Here is an 18,963-nt window from a genome sequence, read left to right as displayed (position 1 = left end):
CCGCCCTCATCGGACCGCCTTCCGGTTCCAGACCCCGTCCTCGCGCATCATGTTCATCAGCAATCCTTCGCGCAGGCCGCGATCGGCGATGCGCAGGCGCTCCGAGGGGAACGCCCTGCGAATCGCCTCGAGGATCGCGCAGCCCGCGAGCACGAGATCGGCGCGGTCGCGGCCGATGCAGGGGTTGTCGGCGCGCTGCTCCAGGCGCGTGTCGAGCAGGTCGTCGATCGCGGTCGAGACCGCGTCGTCGCTCATCCACAATCCGTCCACGCGCCGCCGCTCGTAGCGGGCGAGCCGCAGATGCATCGCCGCGATGGTCGTCACGGTCCCGGAGGTGCCGAGCAGGTGAAAATGCGGCGCCGTCGCCGCGGGCGCGGCGCGGAGCGCGAATGCCGAGAGCTTCTCGGCCACCTCCTCGACCATGCCCTCGAACATGCGCCGGGTGACCTCGGCGCCGCCGTGGCGCTCGGCGAGCGTGACCACGCCGACCGGCAGCGAATCCCAGGCCCGGATCCGCAGCGTCGGGTCGGTCGACGGGTTGGCGGCCGCCCCGTCCAGCCACGCGATCTCGGTCGAGCCGCCGCCGATGTCGAAGATGATGACCGATTCGGCCAGCGGGTCCGCGAGCGCCGCGCAGCCGGTGACCGCGAGATACGCCTCCGTCTGCCGGTCGACGATCTCGAGGTCGAGGCCGACGCCGCGGCGGACGCGCTCCACGAAGGCGGCGCCGTTCACCGCGAGGCGGCAGGCCTCCGTGGCGATGATCTTGGCCCGCTGCACCCCGCGGGCCTGCATCTTGGCCCGGCAGATCCGCAGGGCCTCCACGGTCCGCTCGATCGCCGCCTCGCTCAGGCGGTCGGACGTGCCGAGGCCCTCGCCGAGGCGCACGATCCGCGAGAACGCGTCGATCACGCGGAAGCCGCTGAAGGTCGGCTCCGCGACCAGCAGGCGGCAATTGTTGGTGCCGAGGTCGAGCGCCGCGTAGGCGGCGCGGCGGCGCTCGCGGCCCGGCACGGGGGCTTGCGTCTGGAGCGGCACCGCGCCGGTCTGGATTCGGGACGGCGCGGCCGCGGCGGTCTCGTCCCTCATCGGCGCGGCCGTCGATCCTTCGGGTCGGCCCTGAGCAGCGCGCTCGGACTCTGTTGAACTGCGACCCTACAGGCTCGGCGGGGAACTGCAACGCCCCATCGCGGTCGCGCTCAGGCGACGGCCTTCATCGCGCTGGCCCGGCGCGGGATCGGCCGCAGGAGGCTCTTCACCTGCGAGTAGGGGCGGGGCCGGTTGATCACCTCGTCCAGCCGCGACCACAGGGTCTTGGGCGAGAACGGCTTGGCGATGATCTCGTTGACGCCGAGCGCTACCGCCCGGTCGACCACGTTCCGGCGGGGCTGGGCCAGCATCAGGATGATCGGGATCGTGGGGCAGGGGGAGGTGGTCGGGGTCCGCGCGAGCCGGATGAACTCCTCGCCCGACAGGATCGACAGGTCCCAGTCGATGATGCTGATGTCGGGCTTGCTCTCGGCGAGCACGCCCAGCGCCTCGGCCCCGTCCGGCGCCTCCAGCACACGCTTGATGCCCACGCGCATCAGCATGTCGCGCACGATTCGGCGGATGTAGAGACTCTCGTCGACCACAAGAGCGGAGAGATCGGGGAAAGTCGGTGTCGCGATCATGGCCGGCCGGTTCTGCGGGGCGCGGGGCCGAGTCTAGCCGGACAGCCTTTGCGTTTCGCTAACGCCTTCCCTCGAATGAGAAAGGGCCGGCCCGGGAGCGGGGGCGGACTCCGTTGTTTGCCGCAAGAAAGTAACGAAACGGGCGCCTCTGAGCCAAGAAGGTCCTTGCGGTCAAGGCCCGATTGCGTCAGGACTGGGGCGTTATTCTTGGTTACCGCGACCTGGGGTAATGATAGTGCGGGGCGTGGGCTGTCTGGGATGGCGCGCACGCGGTATTCGAGACAAGGGCGGCGGACGGTTTTTGCGAGCTTTCTATGGGACGTGGTCGTGATTTCAGAGGGCCGCAGAAGCGCGGCTTCGACGAGAGTGGCGAGCCGAGATGGCCTGATCAGGCTCCCCCCAGCGGCGGATACGGCGGCGGCGGTTTCGGCGGTGGCGGCGGTGGTTTCGGCGGGGGCGGTTTCGATCGCGGCCCGTCGCGTGGCGCGGCTCCCGTCGCGTCCGGACCGGAGCGCGATGCGACGGTCAAGTGGTTCAACAAGGAGAAGGGCTTCGGCTTCGTCGAACTCGGCGACGGTTCGGGCGATGCCTTCCTCCACATCCGCGCTGTCGAGGCGGCCGGCCACGACGATCTGATGCCGGGCACCCGGCTGACGGTCACGACGGCCCAGGGTCAGAAGGGCCCGCAGGTCACGAGCGTCACCAGCGTCGACACCTCCACGGCCGAGGCGCCCGCGCCCCGGCGTGAGTTCCGTCCGCGCACCGGCGGCTTCGGCGCCGGGGCCGGCGGCGGCTACGGCGACCGCGATCGCGGTGGTTACGGCGGCGGCGGTGGCGGCGGCTACGGCGGCGGCGGTGGTGGCGGCGGTGGCCGTTTCGCCAGCGGCCCGTCGGTCGAGATGAGCGGCACCGTGAAGTGGTACGATCCCGCCAAGGGCTTCGGCTTCGTCTCGGTCAACGACGGCGGCAAGGACGTGTTCGTGCACCGCTCCGCGCTGTCCCGCGCCGGTCTCGATTCGCTCGCCGAGGGCCAGCAGGTCACGCTCGGCGTGGTCGAGGGCCAGAAGGGTCGTGAGGCCCAGAGCATCAACGTCGAAGATTGAGGAATTCGCGGCGGTCTCTTTGCCGCCGCGTTCCGCGAAGATCATGAGGCGGCGGCTCCGAGCGGGGCCGCCGCCTTTCTCGTTCGGGGACGATCGATGCGCCGCCTTGTGCTGTCCACGGCCCTGGTGCTGCTCGCGGGAACTGCGCGAGCGGAGGACTTCACGGGCTTCTACGCGGGGATCAACGCCGGCTACGGCTGGGGACACGCGCGCGACGGCCGCGCGGTCGGCCCGGCACCCGGATCGGCCGCGGCGTTCAGCAAACCCGATCCCGGGGCCGATCTGCCGCCGAGCGCGCGGAATGCGGCCGTGGCGATCCGCAGGCCGAGCCGCGACGGTGCGTCGGGAGCCGCCGGCCCGTAGCGCTGGGCTGCGAGCGTCGGATCCGACCTCGGGACGCGCCGCTTTCCGGCGTCCTAAACGCCTCTTTTCACACTGGAATCGTTCCGGAACATAGGCGTTGCGCGGCGGCCCGGACCGCTGGTACGTCGCGCCATGGGCTCACGGGAACGAGGGATGGCGCCATGAGCGCCCGCGCCATGCCGACGCTGGCCGACCGCGCGGCGGTCGCCGGCCGGGTACTGCTCGCGATCCTCGGCGGTTACGCGGTCGCCGCCCTGTCGAGCGCGCTGCTGGCCCTGGTTCTTCCCTTCCCGCGGGCCGAGGCGGTCTCGGCCGGGACGCTGGCGAGCTTCGCGATCATGGCGGGGGCGGCGATCTGGGTGTTCGCGGCCCGCACGCTCGGCCGGGCGGCCGTCGTCCTGGGCCTGACGGCGCTCCTGCTGACCGGTGCCCTGTGGCTCGCCGGCGCCTTCGCGCACGGGGCGGCCGCGTGAGCCGGGCGCGGAGTGTCCGCCAGGCGATGGCGTGGCTGCACACGTGGTCCGGCCTCGTGGTCGGCTGGGTGCTGTTCGCGATCTTCGTCACCGGCACCGCCAGCTATTACCGCACCGACATCTCGCACTGGATGCGGCCCGAACTGTCCGCGACCGCACCGGATCCCGCCGCAGCGGCGACGCGGGCCGGGGCGTTCCTGCGCCGGACCATGCCGGACGCGGCCGGATGGTCGGTCAAGTTGCCGAATGCCGAGACCCCGGCCGTCGAGGTCTACTGGTGGCCGCGTCCGGGTGGCCCGTTCCACCACGCGCTCCTCGATCCCGCCACGGGCGAGCCCGCGCGCATCCGCGACACGCGCGGCGGCGACTTCCTCTACCGATTCCACTTCGAGCTGAGCCTGCCGCCGATCTGGGGTCGCTGGATCGTCTCGGCCTGCGCCATGGTCCTGCTGATCGCGCTGATCTCCGGGATCGTGACGCACCGGCGCATCTTCGCCGACTTCTTCACCTTCCGGCGCGACCGCTCGGCGCAGCGCGGCTGGCTCGACGCCCACAACGTGGTCGGCGTCCTGGCGCTGCCGTTCCACCTGATGATCGTCTACACGGGCCTCGTCACCCTGTCGGCGATGCTGATGCCCTGGGGCATGAAGGCCGTCTACGGCGACGACGTGCTGCGCTACTACGCCGAGGCCGGCCTGGCGATCCCGGGCGCGGCCCCGGTCGGGCGCCCCGGCACGCCGCTGCCGCTCGGCGAGATCGTCGCCCGCGCGACGGCCGCCGGGGGCGAGGTGCCCGAGGTGGTGCTGGTAACGCGGCCGGGCGACGCCGGCGCCACCGTGACAGCGTATTTCGAGGAGCCGCACGGGCTCGCGCACCTGCACCCGCAGATCGCCTACGCGGCCGATACCGGTTGGGAGATCGCCCGGGTCGGCGAGGCTGGCGCGGCGACCCGGACCGGGGCCGTGATGGTGGGGCTGCACGAGGCGCATTTCGCCGCCGCCCCCCTGCGCCTCCTGTTCTTCCTCTGCGGCGTGATGGGTGCCGCCACGGTCGCCAGCGGCCTCGTGCTCTGGACCGTGGCCCGGGCGCCGAAGGGCGCGGATCCCGAGGGTTTCGGCCTGCGTCTCGTGCGGTTCCTCAACCTCGGCACCATCGCGGGTCTGCCGGTGGGCCTCGCCGCGTATTTCCTGGCGAACCGGTTGCTGCCCGACGGGCTCGGGGCCCGGGCGGACTGGGAGGTGCGCGCCTTCTTCGCCGCCTGGCTCGTGGCCGCGCTCGCGGCGTCCCTGTACCCGCGACGGCGCGCGTGGTCGCTCGCCCTGGCGGTGCCGGCCTGCGCCTTCCTGGCGATCCCGCTGGTGGACGTGATCCTCATCGGCCAGCAGCGCTTCCTCGCCTTCGACGCCGCCATGGCGGCCGTCGGCCTCGCGCTCGGCCTCGCGGCCCGGCTGGCCACGCGGCGGGGCGTGGCCGCGGCCCGTCCGGCCAAGGTAACCCTGTCCCGGACGGTCGAAGCATGACAGCCGCCGCGCTGATCCTCAGCCTGCTCCTGAGCTTCTCGGGCTTCGCGGCCCTGGCCCTCAGCCTCGACCGGCACCATCGGGCCGCCTACCGCGTCGGCGTGCCGAAGGCGCGGGTCGGCAGCCTGCGGATGGCGGGCTGGTGCGGGCTCGGCCTCTCGTTCGCGGCGGCCGTCGCGGCGGGGGGCTGGAATTTCGGCCCGGTGCAGTGGGTCGGATCGCTGACGGGCTCCGCCCTCGCCGTGGTGGCGATCGTCGCGTACCGGCCCACGTGGCTGCGGAACGCGGCCCTGGCGGCGCTCCCGCTCGCTGCGGCGTCCGTTCCGCTGGCCCTGCTCGGCTGAGGAACGGCGCGCCGATTCGGCACATCATCGATTCGGCCGGTCGCCGGGTCCGGCCGATCGTCGCCCGGCGGCCGGCCGGACGGTGCCGGAGACGAGGCACTTTTGCCCGCTCGCGGTGATGCCGGGAAGCGCGTAGGATCGGCGCACTCGCGCACTGGCCAAAAGTCCACCTTGATTCGGCAGGCCAAAAGCCATTGGCTGCGAACAGAGCGGAAGCGGATGCGGCCCCCAGATTCGGTCGCCCGAGCGCCAGCTTAAGCCCAAGAGCCGCGGTTCGCGAGGCCGGGGCCCACGGAGGGAACACAGCGATGAACAAGCCGGAATTCCTCGGCGACTCGAAGGTCAAGTCGCCCTTCTCGGCCCGCTACGACAACTTCATCGGCGGGCAGTGGGTCGCCCCCGCGGCCGGTCGCTACTTCGAGAACACCTCGCCGATCACCGGTAAGGTGGTGTGCGAGGTCGCTCGCTCCGACGCCCAGGACGTCGAGAAGGCCCTCGACGCCGCCCACGCCGCCCGGGAGGCCTGGGGCCAGACGGCGCCGGCCGAGCGCGCCCGCATCCTCCTCAAGATGGCCGACCGGATGGAGGAGAACCTCGATCTGCTCGCCCTGGCGGAGACCTGGGACAACGGCAAGCCGATCCGCGAGACGACCCACGCGGACATCCCGCTGGCGATCGACCATTTCCGCTACTTCGCCGGCTGCGTGCGGGCGCAGGAAGGCTCGATCTCCGAGATCGACCACGACACGGTCGCCTACCACTTTCACGAGCCGCTGGGCGTCGTCGGTCAGATCATCCCGTGGAACTTCCCGATCCTGATGGCGGTGTGGAAGCTCGCCCCGGCCCTCGCCGCCGGCAACTGCGTGGTCCTGAAGCCCGCCGAGCAGACCCCCGCCTCGGTGCTGGTGCTGGCCGAGATCGTCGGCGACCTGCTGCCCCCGGGCGTGCTGAACATCGTCAACGGCTTCGGCCTCGAGGCCGGCAAGCCGCTGGCCTCCTCGCCGCGGATCGCCAAGATCGCCTTCACGGGTGAGACGACCACCGGCCGCCTCATCATGCAGTACGCGTCGCAGAACCTGATCCCGGTGACGCTGGAGCTCGGCGGCAAGTCGCCGAACATCTTCTTCGCCGACGTGGCGAACGAGGACGACGACTTCCTCGACAAGGCCCTCGAGGGCTTCACGATGTTCGCCCTCAACCAGGGCGAGGTCTGCACCTGCCCGAGCCGCGCGCTCGTGCACGAGTCGATCTACGACCGGTTCATGGAGCGCGCGGTGAAGCGCGTCGAGGCGATCACGCAGGGCTCGCCGCTGGATCCGGCCACGATGATCGGCGCCCAGGCCTCGGGCGAGCAGATGGAGAAGATCCTCTCCTACATCGACATCGGCCGGCAGGAGGGCGCGCAGCTGCTCACGGGCGGCGAGCGGAACGTCAAGGACGGCGAGTTCGCCGAGGGGTTCTACGTGAAGCCGACCGTGTTCCGCGGCCACAACAAGATGCGCATCTTCCAGGAGGAGATCTTCGGGCCGGTCCTGTCGGTCACGACCTTCAAGGACGATGCCGAGGCGCTCTCCATCGCCAACGACACGCTCTACGGCCTCGGCGCCGGCGTCTGGACCCGCGACGGGACCCGCGCCTACCGCTTCGGCCGGGCGATCCAGGCCGGCCGCGTCTGGACGAACTGCTACCACGCCTACCCGGCCCACGCGGCCTTCGGCGGCTACAAGCAGTCCGGCATCGGCCGCGAGACCCACAAGATGATGCTCGATCACTACCAGCAGACCAAGAACATGCTGGTCAGCTACTCGGCCAAGAAGCTCGGGTTCTTCTGAGTTTCTTCCCGGGTCAACCCCCGAGACAACTTCAGCCCCGGCCGCAAGGCCGGGGCTTTTTCGATCCCGGACCCGGTGACCATGCACTCCGCGCTCCGGAGGGCGCAGCAGTGGAAACCGGCCGGCGCGCACGCATATTCAGGCATCGACCGGGAGGATCGCATGAGTTCGGAGCAGAGTGTGGACGCCAATGTCGCCGAGCAGGCCGGCGCCGACGGGACGCCGCTGCGGGTCACCGCAACCCCGGCGGCCCTCGCGCTGATCGACGAGCTGCGGGGCGAGTACGGTCCGGTCATGTTCCACCAGTCGGGTGGCTGCTGCGACGGCTCGTCTCCCATGTGCTATCCCGTCGGCGATTTCCTGGTGAGCGACGGCGACGTCCATCTCGGCACCGTCGGCGGCGCGGACTTCTACATCAGCCGGTCGCAGTTCGAGGTCTGGAAGCACACGCACCTGATCCTCGACGTGGTGCCGGGCCGCGGTGGCATGTTCTCGCTGGAGAACGGGCGGGAGAAGCGCTTCCACATCCGCTCGCGCCTGTTCTCCGAAGCGGAGAACCGGGCGCTCGAGGAGGCGTGCAGGCTCTGACGGCGCGAGCTTCGAGGAAGGGACTGCGATGGCGACCGTGAAACTCTGGTCCGATTCCGAGGCCGAGGCCGACCCGCGCGTCCGCGCGGTCTTCGCCGACATCCGGGCCACCCGCGGATCCGACTTCGTCAACAACTTCTGGCGGGGCCTCGCCAACGATCCGGCACTGCTGGAGCGGACCTAGTCGACGCTCAAGATCGTCATGGGCCCGGGTACCCTCGATCCGCTGACCAAGGAACTGGTCTACATCGCGGTCTCGATCGCGAATGGCTGCCCCTATTGCATCCATTCCCACACCGCGGCGGCGCGGGCCAAGGGCTTGACGGAGGCCCAGCACGGCGAGTTCCTGGCGGTCGTCGGGATGGCCAACCAGACGAACGCGCTGGTCAACGGCATGCAGATCCCCGTCGATCCCGCCTTCAGAGTGGAGGAAGGTCCATGAGTTCCGCGTCCGGCACGGAGAAGCAGGGGTTCCGGGTGGTGCACGAGAGTGCGCCGTTCCGCGGCAAGCAGGGGCACATCTACCGACCGGCCGTCTCGGCCGAGTCCGTGGATTCGAAGGCGCTGCACATGCAGCTCCTGGAGATCCCGCCCGGGGAGCGGGCCCACGCCCACAAGCACGAATCCCACGAGACGGCGATCTACGTGCTGTCGGGCGTGTCCGGCTGCTTCTGGGGCGAGCGACTGGAGAACCACGCGATCGCGGGCGCCGGCGAGTTCGTCTACATCGCCGCCGACGTGCCGCACCTGCCCTATAACCGCAGCCAGACGGAGCCCGTCACCGCGGTGATCGCTCGGACGGACCCGAACGAGCAGGAGAGCGTCGTCCTGCTGCCGCACCTCGAGGCCGGCGTCGACTGGTCGAAGGCCGAGGTCTAGCGGCTCAGCGCTGCTCGATCCGCTCGTTGGCGAGACGCTCCGCCCGGGTGCGCTCGTCGGCCGAGAGACCGGAGAGGGTCTGATCCAGCCACGCGTCGGACAGGCCCTGTCCGGCCGCCGCTAGGTTCCAGGCGGCCGCCTCCACGGGATTCTTGGCGACGCCGCGACCCACGGCGTAGAGCCGCGCGACGCGGTTCTGCGCGATGGCGTTGCCGCGCGAGGCCGCGTGCAGGAAGTACCGTGCGGCCGCCCGCTCGTCCTTGGTGACGCCGGTGCCGTTGAACAGCAGGATCGCGTACTCGACCTCGCTGGCGAGATCGCCGTTGTCGGCGCCGCGCCGGAACAGCTCCGCGGCCTTCGACGGGTCCTTGGGCACGCCGCGGCCCTGCAGGTAGAGCACGCCGAGGTCGTGCTGGGCCGGGCCGATCTCGGCGTCGGCCGCCTTGCGGAACTGCGCCGCCGCTGCCGCCTCGTCGGCGGTCGCGCCGGTGCCGATCAGGATCAGGCCGAGATTGTAGGCCGCGGTCGGCGAACCTTGGGCCGTCGCCTGCTCGAGCCAGCGCCGCCCGCCCTTCGGGTCCTTCGGCATGCCGCGGCCGTCGAGGGCCATCAACCCGAGGGACGCCATGGCGGAGGCGTCGTTCTGCGCCGCGGCCAGGCGATACCAGTCGGCCGCCTTCACCGGATCCTGCTTCACACCGAGGCCCTGATTGTACAGCTCCCCGAGCAGCGTCATGGCGGCGGCGTCCTTGGGATTCGCCTCGATGCGCTTCGTCGCCTCGCGGAAGGCGGTGACGTACTGGCCCTTCTGGTAGGCGCCGTAGGCGAAATCCGGCGGCTGGCTCCCCGGCGGCGGCACGGCGCCCCGCGCGTAGTTCGGCGTGTAGGGGCTCGGCAGCTCCGGCATCGACGCCTTGCCGGTCTGCGCCGCGGGTCCGAGCGAGCCGGGCGCCGCGGTCCGGGCCGGATCGGCCGGCCCCGAGGCCGCCCAGGCCGGCGCCGCCAGCAGCGCGGCCCCGGCGAGAGCAGCCGCCAAGCGAACGTCGCGGCCCCTCACGCCTCGATCTCCCGGACGGCGCGCTGGGCCCGCTCGACCGCGCCCGAATCCTGCAGCCATAGGCCGCTCTCCAGGCCGACGAACTCCGCACCCGTCGCGGCGAGCGGCGCGATCTCGTCGGCGGCGGCGGCCACCGCGATGCAGGGCGTCTCGAAGATCTCGGCCCACCACGCGGCGCGGGCCCGGACCGTCTCCGCCTCGGGCGCGACGCCGTCCGGGTAGAGGCCGCCGAACATCAGGTAGTCGATGCCGGCCTCGCCGGCCTCCATCGCGCCGTGCTTGGTCTCGAGGCCGCCCGCGCCGAGAATGCGGCCGTCCCGGAGCCGGCCGCGCAGGTCCTTCAAGTCGCGCGGCTTGTCAACGTGGATGCCGTCGGCCCCGCCGCGGATCGCCACCGTGGCGAGGTCACCGGCGAAGCCCGGGCAGGCGACGACCAGCGCCGCGCCGCGCTCCTGCACAATCGGGGCGACCGACTTGACGCGGGCCGTCAGCCCGCGCTCGTCGGTGGCGGCGAGCCGCAGGATCACGGCGGCGACATCGCCGGCTTCGCAGGCGGCCTTCAGGACCGTCACGAAGTCCGCGATGCCCTCCGCGTCGAGACCGTGCGGTCCGAGCAGGGCGAGGCGGGCGCTGTTGCTCATCGCGGCCGACAATCCGCGCCCTACTGCGGGCCGATCTTCGGGTCGAGGGCGCCGCTGGCGTAGCGCTTGGCCATCTCGGCGACGGAGATCGGGCGGAGCTTCGAGCCTTTCCCGGCGGTGTTGAACTCCTCGAAGCGCTGCTTGCAGAGCTTCGTCATCGCCTCCATGGCGGGCTTCAGGTACTTGCGCGGATCGAACTCGGAGGGGTTCTCGGTGAGCACCTTCCGGATCTGGCCGGTCATCGCCATGCGGTTATCGGTGTCGATGTTGATCTTGCGCACACCGTGCTTGATGCCGCGCTGGATCTCCTCGACCGGGACGCCCCAGGTCGGCTTCATCTGGCCGCCGTACTGGTTGATGATGTCCTGTAGGTCCTGCGGCACCGAGGAGGAACCGTGCATGACGAGGTGGGTCGTCGGCAGGCGGCGGTGAATCTCCTCGATCACGTTCATCGCCAGCACCTCGCCGTCGGGCTTGCGGGTGAACTTGTAGGCGCCGTGGCTCGTGCCCATGGCGACCGCCAGCGCGTCCACCTTGGTCGCCTCGACGAACTTCACCGCCTCGTCCGGGTCGGTCAGGAGCTGGTCGTGGCTGAGGGTGCCCTCGGCGCCGTGGCCGTCCTCGGCCTCGCCCTGGCCGCTCTCCAGCGAGCCGAGCACGCCCAGCTCGCCCTCGACCGAGACGCCGGCCCAATGGGCCATCTTGGTGACGTTGCGGGTGATCTCGACGTTGTAGTTGTAATCGGCCGGGGTCTTGCCGTCGGCCTTCAGCGAGCCGTCCATCATCACCGAGGTGAAGCCGTACTGAATGGCGGTGGCGCAGGTGGCTTCGTTGTTGCCGTGGTCGAGATGCATGCAGACCGGGATGTGCGGGTAGATCTCGACGAGGCCGTCGATCAGCTTCGCGAGCACGACGTCGTTGGCGTACGCGCGGGCGCCGCGGCTCGCCTGGAGGATCACCGGCGAGTCGGTGGCGTCGGCGGCCGCCATGATGGCGAGCCCCTGCTCCATGTTGTTCAGGTTGAAGGCGGGCACGCCGTACTCGTACTCAGCGGCGTGATCGAGGAGCTGCCGGAGGGTGATGCGTGCCATCGTGCGTGTCTTCCCGTTTCCCGTTTCGTCGTCCGCCCGATCGCTGGAGTTGCCGTCAGGCCCTCAGCTGAGCTGTATCGTGTCGCTCTGCCGAGTGCCTTGCTTTCGGTCAATCTCCGACGCGGCGCAGGGCATTCTTTCGGCGGATGATCGGCACCCGGACCGGTTCTCCAGGGCTACGACGGCCTCCGCGATCGCGCTGACACGCGCGTCGAAGCCGCCCGCCATAGCCGGCATCGCCACGCGCCCGGATGCCCTTCAGGATCTCGAAGGTCGCGTTCGCCACGTCGTCACCGATCGACTCGGCCCCCCAGCCGATGGAGGCCGGTACCGTAGATAGGGCTCGGTCGAAGGGGGAGGAGAGCAAGGCGGCCGTCTCAGCCCTTCGCCCGCAGCGCCTCGACGCCCGGGAGGGCCTTGCCTTCCAGCCACTCGAGGAAGGCACCGCCGGCGGTCGAGACGTAGGTGAAGTCCTGCGCCACGCCGGCGTGGTTGAGTGCGGCCACCGTGTCGCCGCCGCCCGCCACCGAGACGAGCTGGCCGGCCTCGGTCCGGGACGCCGCGTGCTTGGCGGCGGCCACGGTCGCGGCGTCGAACGGGGCGAGCTCGAAGGCGCCCAGCGGGCCGTTCCACACCAGGGTCTTTGCCCCGTCGATGGCGGCGTTGATCTCGGCGACCGAGCGCGGACCGGCGTCGAGGATCATGCTCGCGTCCGGCACGGCATCGACCGGCACGGTCTCGTGCGGGGCCTGCGCCTTGAATTCGGTCGCGGCGACGGCATCGACCGGCAGGATGATCCGGCAGCCGGCCTTCTCGGCCGCCGCCAGGATGCGCGTGGCGGTCTCTGCGAGATCCTTCTCGCAGAGGGACTTGCCCACCGCCTTGCCCTGCGCGTGCAGGAAGGTGTTGGCCATGCCGCCGCCGATCACCAGCATGTCGACCTTGGCGACGAGGTTCTCGAGGAGGTCGATCTTTGAGGAGACCTTGGCACCGCCGACCAGCGCGATCACCGGGCGCTGGGGCGATTCCAGGCCCTTGGTCAGCGCGTCGAGTTCGGCCTGCATCTCGCGGCCCGCGTAGGCCGGCAGCCGGTGCGCCAGACCCTCGGTGGAGGCGTGCGCGCGGTGAGCCGCCGAGAAGGCCTCGTTGACGTAGACGTCGCCGTTCGCCGCCAGGGCGTCCGCGAAGGCCGCGTCGTTCTTCTCCTCGCCCGCGTGGTAGCGGGTGTTCTCGAGCAGGAGGACATCGCCGTCCTTCAGGGCCGCCACCGCCTGCGCGGCCGCGTCGCCGACGCAGTCCGCCGCGAACGCGACGCTGCGCCCGAGGGCCGCGCCGAGGGCGGGGACCACCGGCTCCAGCGAATCCTTCGGCTCGCGCTTGCCCTTCGGGCGGCCGAAATGGGCGAGCAGGATCACCTTGGCACCCTGCTCGGCGACCTCGCGGATCGTCGGCGCGACACGCTCGATGCGGGTCGCGTCGGTCACCCGCCCGTTCTCCATGGGCACGTTCAGGTCGACGCGCATGAGGACCCGCTTGCCCTTGAGGGAGCCGGCATCGTCGAGGGTGCGGAAGGCGCTCATGCGGTCTGGTGCGGTCCTGTTCGGGGCGGGGCGGTTACTGCGCGGTGGTGCCGATGGTGGCCCGCTGCGGCAGCAGGCGGTCGAGGTTGAGCCGCTGGACGGCGACCATCAGGACCACGGTCAGGATGGCGGTGATCACGGCGGTGAGGACGAGGGCGCCGGTCCCGGGCAGGCGCCGGGTGCGCTCGGCGAGGCCGCGCATCTCCGTGCGGAGCGCGGCGAGGTCGGACTGGCGGGCGGACTCGTTCATCCGGTTCGCCGCGTTCTCGACCTTGTCCTCGACGCGGGACAGCAGCGCCTCGGAGCGGGCGTACTTGTCCTCGATGCGCGAGCACTTGTCCTCGATGCGCGCGAGCTGATCGAAGAGCTGGTTGGCCGGGAGCGCGTGGGACGGGAGCGCGGAGGCGGCGGGCGCGGCGGTCGCCACGGGAGGTGGTGCGGTCTGGGTGGTGGGCGGCGGCGGAGCCGGCCTGGGGGCGGGCGGCACGGCAGCCGGCCCGCTCGACGTGCCCTGCGAAGCGTCGGTCATCCCTGGAGAGTCCCTGGTTCGAAGAAAGGCCGTCCGAAGAGAGGTGCGGCCGCCGGCCTCAAGGGAGGCGGCGACCGCTGAAGTCCGGCTCAGATGAGCTTGGCCATCGCCACGGCCGTGTCGGCCATGCGGTTCGAGAAGCCCCACTCGTTGTCGTACCAGGTCAGGATGCGCACCAGCACGCCGTCCATGACCTTGGTCTGGTCGAGGTGGAAGGTCGACGAGTGCGGATCGTGGTTGAAGTCGATCGAGACGTTCGGCCGGTCGGTGACGCCGAGGACGCCCTTGAGTGGGCCGGAGGCGGCCGCCTTGATGGCGTCGTTGATCTCCTGGACCGTGGTCGCGCGCTTGGCCGTGAACACGAGGTCGACCGCCGAGACGTTCGGGGTCGGCACGCGGATCGCGGTGCCGTCGAGCTTGCCCTTGAGCTCCGGGAGCACGAGGCCGACGGCCTTGGCCGCGCCGGTCGAGGTCGGGATCATCGAGAGCGCCGCGGCGCGGGCCCGGTACAGATCCTTGTGCATCTGGTCCAGCGAGGGCTGGTCGTTGGTGTAGGAGTGGATCGTGGTCATGAAGCCGCGCTCGATGCCGACGGCCTCGTCCAGCACCTTCGCCACCGGGGCGAGGCAGTTCGTGGTGCAGGAGGCGTTCGACACCACGTGGTGCTCGCCCGTGAGCTTGTCGTGATTGACGCCGTAGACCACCGTCAGGTCGGCGCCGTCGGCCGGGGCCGAGACGAGAACGCGCTTGGCGCCGGCGTCGAGATGGGCCTTCGCCTTGTCCTTCGAGGTGAAGATGCCGGTGCATTCCAGGGCGATGTCGACGCCGAGGTCGCGGTGCGGCAGCTCGGCCGGGTTGCGCACGGCCGTGACCTTGATGCGCTTGCCGTTGACCACGAGGAACTCGCCGTCGACCGCGACCTCGCCGGGGAAGCGGCCGTGCACGGAATCGTAGCGGAGCAGGTGGGCGTTGGTCTCCACCGGGCCGAGATCGTTGATCGCCACGACCTCGATGTCGCTGCGGCCGGCTTCCGCGATCGCGCGCAGGACGTTGCGGCCGATGCGCCCGAACCCGTTGATGGCAACCTTCGTCACGGCGTGACTCCTTCCTGATGCGGCTCGCCGCGCCGGACCTCAGGGGGGCGGTCCGCGGAGCGGTCTCGGCGGCCCGCCATACCGTCCGGGCCGGGCCGGGCGGGATCTGGGCGGGCGGGTTTGAACCTGCGATGAACCGGACCGGGAGAGGCCGGGCTTCCACGCCCGTGACCGTCAATTCGGACGGTGCTGGCTGAGGCCTCGGAACTGTCGCGGACCGGCCCTCCGGCATGTCTCGCGCGGTCCCTCTCGGGATCGCGCGGCTGTCTAGCATGGAGCCTCGACCTGTCAAACGCGTGGCTGTGACAAAGACCTTCGATCCACCGACCAATAAACAGGGATCGCGACGATCCATTCGATCAGCGACCGGATCGGGGATCGAACGCGTTTTCGCGCTGGAATTTCGCCTGCATTCGACGGAAAGCTTCGCGTCGGGATAGACGAAGAACCATGGCCGACGAGACCGAGACCCGTTCCATCGACGACGCCCTCAACCGGCTCGAAGCGGCGATCAACCGCCTCGACGCCGTCGTCCAGCATCACCTCGAGACCGACGCGCAGCCCGACGACCGGGACGCGGAACTCGCCCTGATGGACGAGGACCGGGCCCGGCTCGCCGCCGCCCTGGACGCGGCGAGCGCCCGCCTCGCCACGGTCTCGGCGACGACCGGGGAGGTCGGCCACCGGCTCGACCGGGCCATCGAGACCGTTCAGGATGTGCTCGGACGCGCCTGACGCCACCGCTCAAGCCTGTCGGAGCGACCACCGGAGCGATCCTTGCCGCAGATCAACGTGACCATCGACGGCCGCAGCTACCGCATGGCCTGCGGCGAGGGTGAGGAGGCGCATCTCACCGGTCTCGCTGCCCTCCTCGACGGGCGCATCGGCGAGATGCGCAAGAGCTTCGGCGAGATCGGCGACATGCGCCTGCAGGTCATGGCGGCGCTGACCATCGCCGACGAACTCGCGGAGCTGCGGTCGCGGATCGCGTCGCTGGAGAGCAGCGTCGCGGAGCTGCGCGCTGCCGCCGAGACCGCCGAGCGTGGGCGGGTCGACGATGCCGAGCGGGCGGCGTTCGGGATCGGCCGGGCGGCCGAGCATATCGGGCGGCTCGCCGACGCCCTCGGCGGATCGGCGCCGCGGGCCTGACCCTCTTCGCGCGGGCGGACAGCGCGAGGTCCGACGTCCCCAAGAAGCCGTGGCAGGCCGCGCGCGACGCTCCTAGAGGGGCGCTGCGTCGAACCGGGTCCGCGCCGCCCGGATCGCGCCGTGACGCTCCTCCGCCCATTGCACGAGGCGCGCCAGCGGCTCGAGCAAGGCGGCCCCGAGATCCGTGAGCCGGTACTCGACGCTGGGCGGCTTCGTCGGGAACACCGTCCGCGCGACGAAACCGTCCCGCTCCAGGTCCCGGAGCGTCTGCGTCAGCATCCGCTTCGAGATGTCGGGCAGCGTCCGGAGGAGGGCGCTGAACCGGTGCGGCCCGTCGGCCAGGGCGATGAGGAGCAGCATCGACCACTTGTCGCCGACCCGATCCAGCACGTCCCGCACCGGGCACGCCGCCGGATCGAGGGTGCCGGCCTGCCAGGCCGCGTACTTGGCCGCCAGCTCGGCGCGGGCGAGCGGCACCGCGGTTTCCTTCGAGTAACCTGGTCCCAAAATCCTGCCTCCTTCACCGCGCTGACGGTCTCATCTAGTGACCTTGCTCCGATATTGAACCATGAGGAGCCAGCTTGAGCTCGACCAGTCAGCCGACCTACTTCGTGACCGGCGCCACGGGCCAACTCGGCCGCCAAGTCGTCGCGGCGCTTCTGCATCGCGTACCGGCCAGCGCGGTGATGGCCGGCGCGCGCGACACCGAGGGCGAGGCTGCACGGAGCCTGCGAAGCCTCGGCGTCGCGGTCCGACGGGCCGACTACGCGGACCCGACGAGCCTGGACGCGGCGCTCGAGGGCATCCAGCGTCTCCTGCTGATCTCGTCCAGCGAGATCGGCCGGCGCGTGGCGCAGCATCGCAACGTCATCGACAGCGCCAAGCGGGTCGGTGCCGGCCTGATCGCTTACACGAGTGTTTTGCGCGCCGACACGTCGGCCCTCGCCCTGGCCGAGGAGCATCGTCGGACCGAGCATCTGCTCGAAGCCTCCGGCGTGCCGTTCGTGGTGTTGCGCAACGGCTGGTACACGGAGAACTACGCCGCCGGCATCGCGCCGGCGCTCGCCCATGGGGCCGTCCTCGGCTGCGCGGGCGACGCGCGGATCGCTTCGGCGGCGCGGGCGGATTACGCCGCGGCGGCGGCGGCGGTTCTCACCGGCGACGGGCAGGGCGGCCGCGTCTACGAGCTGGCGGGCGACGAGGCCTACACGCTGACCGAGTTCGCCGCGGCGATCGCTGCGGCCGCCGGCAAGCCGGTCACGTACCGCGATCTGCCGCAGGCCGAATACCGCGCGGCGCTGGTCGGCGCCGGGATGCCGGCGGACTTCGCGGCGCTGCTCGCCGACTCGGACGCGGCCGCGGCCCGCGGCGCCCTCAACGACGACACGCGTCAGCTGAGCGCGCTGATCGGCAGGCCGACGACGCCCTACCGGTCCACGGTGCGCGACGCCGTCGCGCGGCTCTGAACCCGCGCCGGCCCGTCACTCCGTCTCGGCGATGTAGCGCCCCAGCGCCGCCGCGGCCCTGAGCATGTGGGCGCGCATGCGACGGGCGGCCGTCTCGCCGTCCCCCTCTGCGATGGCCGACAGGATCTCGCCGTGCTCCTCCCGCGAGCGGCGGATCCGGTCGGCGTGGCGGAGCTGCGTGCGCCGGAACGCGGCCAGCCGCTCGCGGATCGCCAGGGCCTGCTCGGCCATGAAGCCGTTGTGCGTCGCCGTGTAGAGTGCCTCGTGGAAGGCGCGGTTGAATCGGTCGTAGGCGTCGACGTCGCCCGCCTCGACCGCCTTGGCGGATTCCTCGTGGAGCTCCATCAGCTCCCCGCGCTCGAGGGGCGTCATCCGGTAGGTGGCCAGCCGGGCGCACATCGCCTCGATCTCGGCGGTCGTCTCGAACATGTCGGCGATCCGCTGCGGCGTCAGGCGCGCCACCACCACGCCCCGCCGGGGCCGGATCTCCACGAGGCCCGAGGCCGCGAGCTGGCGCAGCGCCTCACGGACGGGCGTGCGCGATGCGCCGTAGCGATCGGCGAGGTTCTGCTCGTCGAGGGCCGTACCGGCCGCGATCGTCCCCGACGCGATGGCGTCGGTGAGCGCGTCGCGGATCCGGTCCGAGAGCAGCCCGCTGTCGATCTTCTGGAAGTCGCCGTGCATCCGCCGTTCCTCGATCGTCCCCTGAGCGGCGCCTGCCCGTCCTCGGGAAGACGATGCGGGACCATACCCTAATCCGCGCGTGCGGATCCGCTGTTCGGCCGGGAAGCCGGTGAGCCGACGCGTCAGCCGACCAGGGCCCGCACCGTCAGGAACAGGATCGACGGTCCGACGAGGCAACCGATGCCGGTGTGGAACGTCGCCGTCAGTGCGCCGTAGGGGACGAGCTTCGGATCCGTCGCCGCGAGGCCCCCGGCGACTCCGCTGACCGTACCCATCAGGCCGCCATACGCCATGGCCGAGCGCGGGTTGTCGAGGCCGATCAGCCGGGCGACCAGGGGCGTTCCGACCATCACCATCACCGCCTTGGTCACTCCGGTGGCGATGGACAGCGCCATCACGGTGGAATCCGCGCCGATCGCCGCGCCGGTGACGGGCCCGACGATGTAGGTGATCGCCCCGGCGCCGATCGTCGTGATCGAGACCGCGTCGTGATAGCCGAAAGCCACGGCGGTCAGGGTGCCGACGATGAACGGCAGGATCGTGCCCAGCGCCAGCGCCAGGACACCCAGCAGGCCCGCGCGCCGCGCCTCGATCACGTCCACCTCGAAGGCGGTGGCGACGATGGCGAAGTCGCGCAGCATCGCCCCGCCCATGAGGCCGATCCCGGCGAGCGCCGGGATGTCGGCGAGGCCCTTCTTCCCGCCCGTGTAGAGCCCGCCGACATAGGCGAGCACCAGACCGAGCACGATCGCGATCGCGGAGCCGTGGACCCGGCCGTTGGTCAGGTGCTTGGCGGCGAAGTTCGAGACCAGGATCAGCGCGCCGACCACCGCGAAGGCGGCCACGAGGCTCTGCTCGACGAAGACGTGCTCGATGCCGTGCCAGATGTCGGGTCCC

Annotated in this window: 22 protein-coding genes and 1 pseudogene; 12 read left to right on the top strand and 11 right to left on the bottom strand. The window is 71.1% G+C overall.

All coding sequences use genetic code 11. The features are described 5' to 3' along the window. Positions 1 to 6 precede the first annotated feature (6 nt). Positions 7 to 1,089 carry a Ppx/GppA phosphatase family protein gene (locus C4T42_RS03105; protein ID WP_020091512.1) on the bottom strand — a complete coding sequence of 361 codons (1,083 nt, stop codon included), beginning with the start codon at positions 1,087 to 1,089 and terminating at the stop codon, positions 7 to 9. 110 nt (positions 1,090 to 1,199) lie between these two features. Continuing rightward, positions 1,200 to 1,673, bottom strand: coding sequence for a response regulator (locus C4T42_RS03100; protein ID WP_012317168.1), 474 nt, complete (start codon positions 1,671 to 1,673; stop codon positions 1,200 to 1,202). Between the two features lie 314 nt (positions 1,674 to 1,987). On the opposite strand from C4T42_RS03100, the gene C4T42_RS32695 reads away from it, so the two are divergent. From C4T42_RS32695 to C4T42_RS03055, 9 genes and pseudogenes are all read left to right on the top strand, one after another. Further along, positions 1,988 to 2,776 carry a cold shock domain-containing protein gene (locus tag C4T42_RS32695; RefSeq protein ID WP_020091514.1) on the top strand — a complete coding sequence of 263 codons (789 nt, stop codon included), beginning with the start codon at positions 1,988 to 1,990 and terminating at the stop codon, positions 2,774 to 2,776. 96 nt (positions 2,777 to 2,872) lie between these two features. Continuing rightward, positions 2,873 to 3,139: a hypothetical protein gene (locus C4T42_RS03090; protein ID WP_020091515.1), complete on the top strand. Its 267-nt coding sequence runs from the start codon at positions 2,873 to 2,875 to the stop codon at positions 3,137 to 3,139. 161 nt (positions 3,140 to 3,300) lie between these two features. Further along, positions 3,301 to 3,612, top strand: a complete 312-nt coding sequence (locus C4T42_RS03085; RefSeq protein ID WP_020091516.1) for a hypothetical protein — start codon at positions 3,301 to 3,303, stop codon at positions 3,610 to 3,612. A gap of 26 nt (positions 3,613 to 3,638) precedes the next feature. Then, positions 3,639 to 5,132 carry a PepSY-associated TM helix domain-containing protein gene (locus tag C4T42_RS03080; RefSeq protein WP_020091517.1) on the top strand — a complete coding sequence of 498 codons (1,494 nt, stop codon included), beginning with the start codon at positions 3,639 to 3,641 and terminating at the stop codon, positions 5,130 to 5,132. Further along, complete coding sequence (locus tag C4T42_RS03075; RefSeq protein ID WP_020091518.1) at positions 5,129 to 5,476, top strand: DUF3325 domain-containing protein; 348 nt, start codon at positions 5,129 to 5,131, stop codon at positions 5,474 to 5,476. The genes C4T42_RS03080 and C4T42_RS03075 overlap by 4 nt, the downstream gene beginning before the upstream one ends. Positions 5,477 to 5,784: 308 nt before the next feature. Further along, positions 5,785 to 7,308: an aldehyde dehydrogenase gene (gene adh / locus C4T42_RS03070; RefSeq protein ID WP_020091519.1), complete on the top strand. Its 1,524-nt coding sequence runs from the start codon at positions 5,785 to 5,787 to the stop codon at positions 7,306 to 7,308. 162 nt (positions 7,309 to 7,470) lie between these two features. Then, entirely contained in the window at positions 7,471 to 7,896 is a 426-nt protein-coding gene (locus C4T42_RS03065; protein ID WP_026604679.1) for a DUF779 domain-containing protein, read from the top strand. A 28-nt stretch (positions 7,897 to 7,924) separates the two neighbouring features. Next, a pseudogene (locus C4T42_RS03060) lies at positions 7,925 to 8,338 on the top strand (carboxymuconolactone decarboxylase family protein). Next, complete coding sequence (locus C4T42_RS03055) at positions 8,335 to 8,775, top strand: cupin domain-containing protein (protein WP_020091523.1); 441 nt, start codon at positions 8,335 to 8,337, stop codon at positions 8,773 to 8,775. The pseudogene C4T42_RS03060 and the gene C4T42_RS03055 overlap by 4 nt, the downstream one beginning before the upstream one ends. Before the next feature lie 4 nt (positions 8,776 to 8,779). Here C4T42_RS03055 and C4T42_RS03050 read toward each other — a convergent pair whose 3' ends face one another. The 6 genes from C4T42_RS03050 to gap form a co-directional block, all read right to left on the bottom strand. Continuing rightward, complete coding sequence (locus tag C4T42_RS03050; protein ID WP_026604680.1) at positions 8,780 to 9,832, bottom strand: tetratricopeptide repeat protein; 1,053 nt, start codon at positions 9,830 to 9,832, stop codon at positions 8,780 to 8,782. Further along, positions 9,829 to 10,473 (bottom strand): thiamine phosphate synthase, encoded by a 645-nt coding sequence (locus C4T42_RS03045; RefSeq protein ID WP_020091525.1) that lies wholly within the window; start codon positions 10,471 to 10,473, stop codon positions 9,829 to 9,831. Before C4T42_RS03045 ends, C4T42_RS03050 begins: the two co-directional genes overlap by 4 nt. Positions 10,474 to 10,493: 20 nt before the next feature. Continuing rightward, positions 10,494 to 11,564 (bottom strand): class II fructose-bisphosphate aldolase, encoded by a 1,071-nt coding sequence (gene fba, locus C4T42_RS03040; protein WP_020091526.1) that lies wholly within the window; start codon positions 11,562 to 11,564, stop codon positions 10,494 to 10,496. 377 nt (positions 11,565 to 11,941) lie between these two features. Then, the gene (locus C4T42_RS03035; RefSeq protein WP_020091528.1) at positions 11,942 to 13,144 is read right to left on the bottom strand and encodes a phosphoglycerate kinase; all 1,203 of its coding nucleotides are present in this window, start codon (positions 13,142 to 13,144) and stop codon (positions 11,942 to 11,944) included. A 34-nt stretch (positions 13,145 to 13,178) separates the two neighbouring features. Next, positions 13,179 to 13,673: a hypothetical protein gene (locus C4T42_RS03030; protein WP_026604681.1), complete on the bottom strand. Its 495-nt coding sequence runs from the start codon at positions 13,671 to 13,673 to the stop codon at positions 13,179 to 13,181. A gap of 89 nt (positions 13,674 to 13,762) precedes the next feature. Then, positions 13,763 to 14,767, bottom strand: coding sequence for a type I glyceraldehyde-3-phosphate dehydrogenase (gene gap, locus C4T42_RS03025; protein WP_012317185.1), 1,005 nt, complete (start codon positions 14,765 to 14,767; stop codon positions 13,763 to 13,765). A 450-nt stretch (positions 14,768 to 15,217) separates the two neighbouring features. Between gap and C4T42_RS03020 the strand changes: the two genes are divergently transcribed. Next, positions 15,218 to 15,502 carry a DUF4164 family protein gene (locus tag C4T42_RS03020; RefSeq protein WP_020091530.1) on the top strand — a complete coding sequence of 95 codons (285 nt, stop codon included), beginning with the start codon at positions 15,218 to 15,220 and terminating at the stop codon, positions 15,500 to 15,502. 42 nt (positions 15,503 to 15,544) lie between these two features. Continuing rightward, the gene (locus C4T42_RS03015) at positions 15,545 to 15,916 is read left to right on the top strand and encodes a cell division protein ZapA (protein WP_020091531.1); all 372 of its coding nucleotides are present in this window, start codon (positions 15,545 to 15,547) and stop codon (positions 15,914 to 15,916) included. A gap of 72 nt (positions 15,917 to 15,988) precedes the next feature. Here C4T42_RS03015 and C4T42_RS03010 read toward each other — a convergent pair whose 3' ends face one another. Beyond that, the gene (locus tag C4T42_RS03010; protein ID WP_026604682.1) at positions 15,989 to 16,423 is read right to left on the bottom strand and encodes a helix-turn-helix domain-containing protein; all 435 of its coding nucleotides are present in this window, start codon (positions 16,421 to 16,423) and stop codon (positions 15,989 to 15,991) included. Between the two features lie 74 nt (positions 16,424 to 16,497). Between C4T42_RS03010 and C4T42_RS03005 the strand changes: the two genes are divergently transcribed. Then, entirely contained in the window at positions 16,498 to 17,382 is an 885-nt protein-coding gene (locus C4T42_RS03005; RefSeq protein ID WP_020091533.1) for an NmrA family NAD(P)-binding protein, read from the top strand. A 15-nt stretch (positions 17,383 to 17,397) separates the two neighbouring features. On the opposite strand, the gene C4T42_RS03000 is transcribed toward C4T42_RS03005, so the two are convergent. Together C4T42_RS03000 and madM are read right to left on the bottom strand one after the other, a co-directional pair. Further along, the gene (locus C4T42_RS03000; protein WP_020091534.1) at positions 17,398 to 18,066 is read right to left on the bottom strand and encodes a GntR family transcriptional regulator; all 669 of its coding nucleotides are present in this window, start codon (positions 18,064 to 18,066) and stop codon (positions 17,398 to 17,400) included. Positions 18,067 to 18,188: 122 nt separating this feature from the next. Continuing rightward, positions 18,189 to 18,953: a malonate transporter subunit MadM gene (madM, locus tag C4T42_RS02995; RefSeq protein ID WP_026604683.1), complete on the bottom strand. Its 765-nt coding sequence runs from the start codon at positions 18,951 to 18,953 to the stop codon at positions 18,189 to 18,191. Positions 18,954 to 18,963 lie beyond the last annotated feature (10 nt).

The organism is Methylobacterium sp. 190mf, from assembly GCF_900107945.1.
Classification (GTDB): Bacteria; Pseudomonadota; Alphaproteobacteria; order Rhizobiales; family Beijerinckiaceae; genus Methylobacterium.
This window is presented reverse-complemented; position numbering and strand designations above follow the sequence as displayed.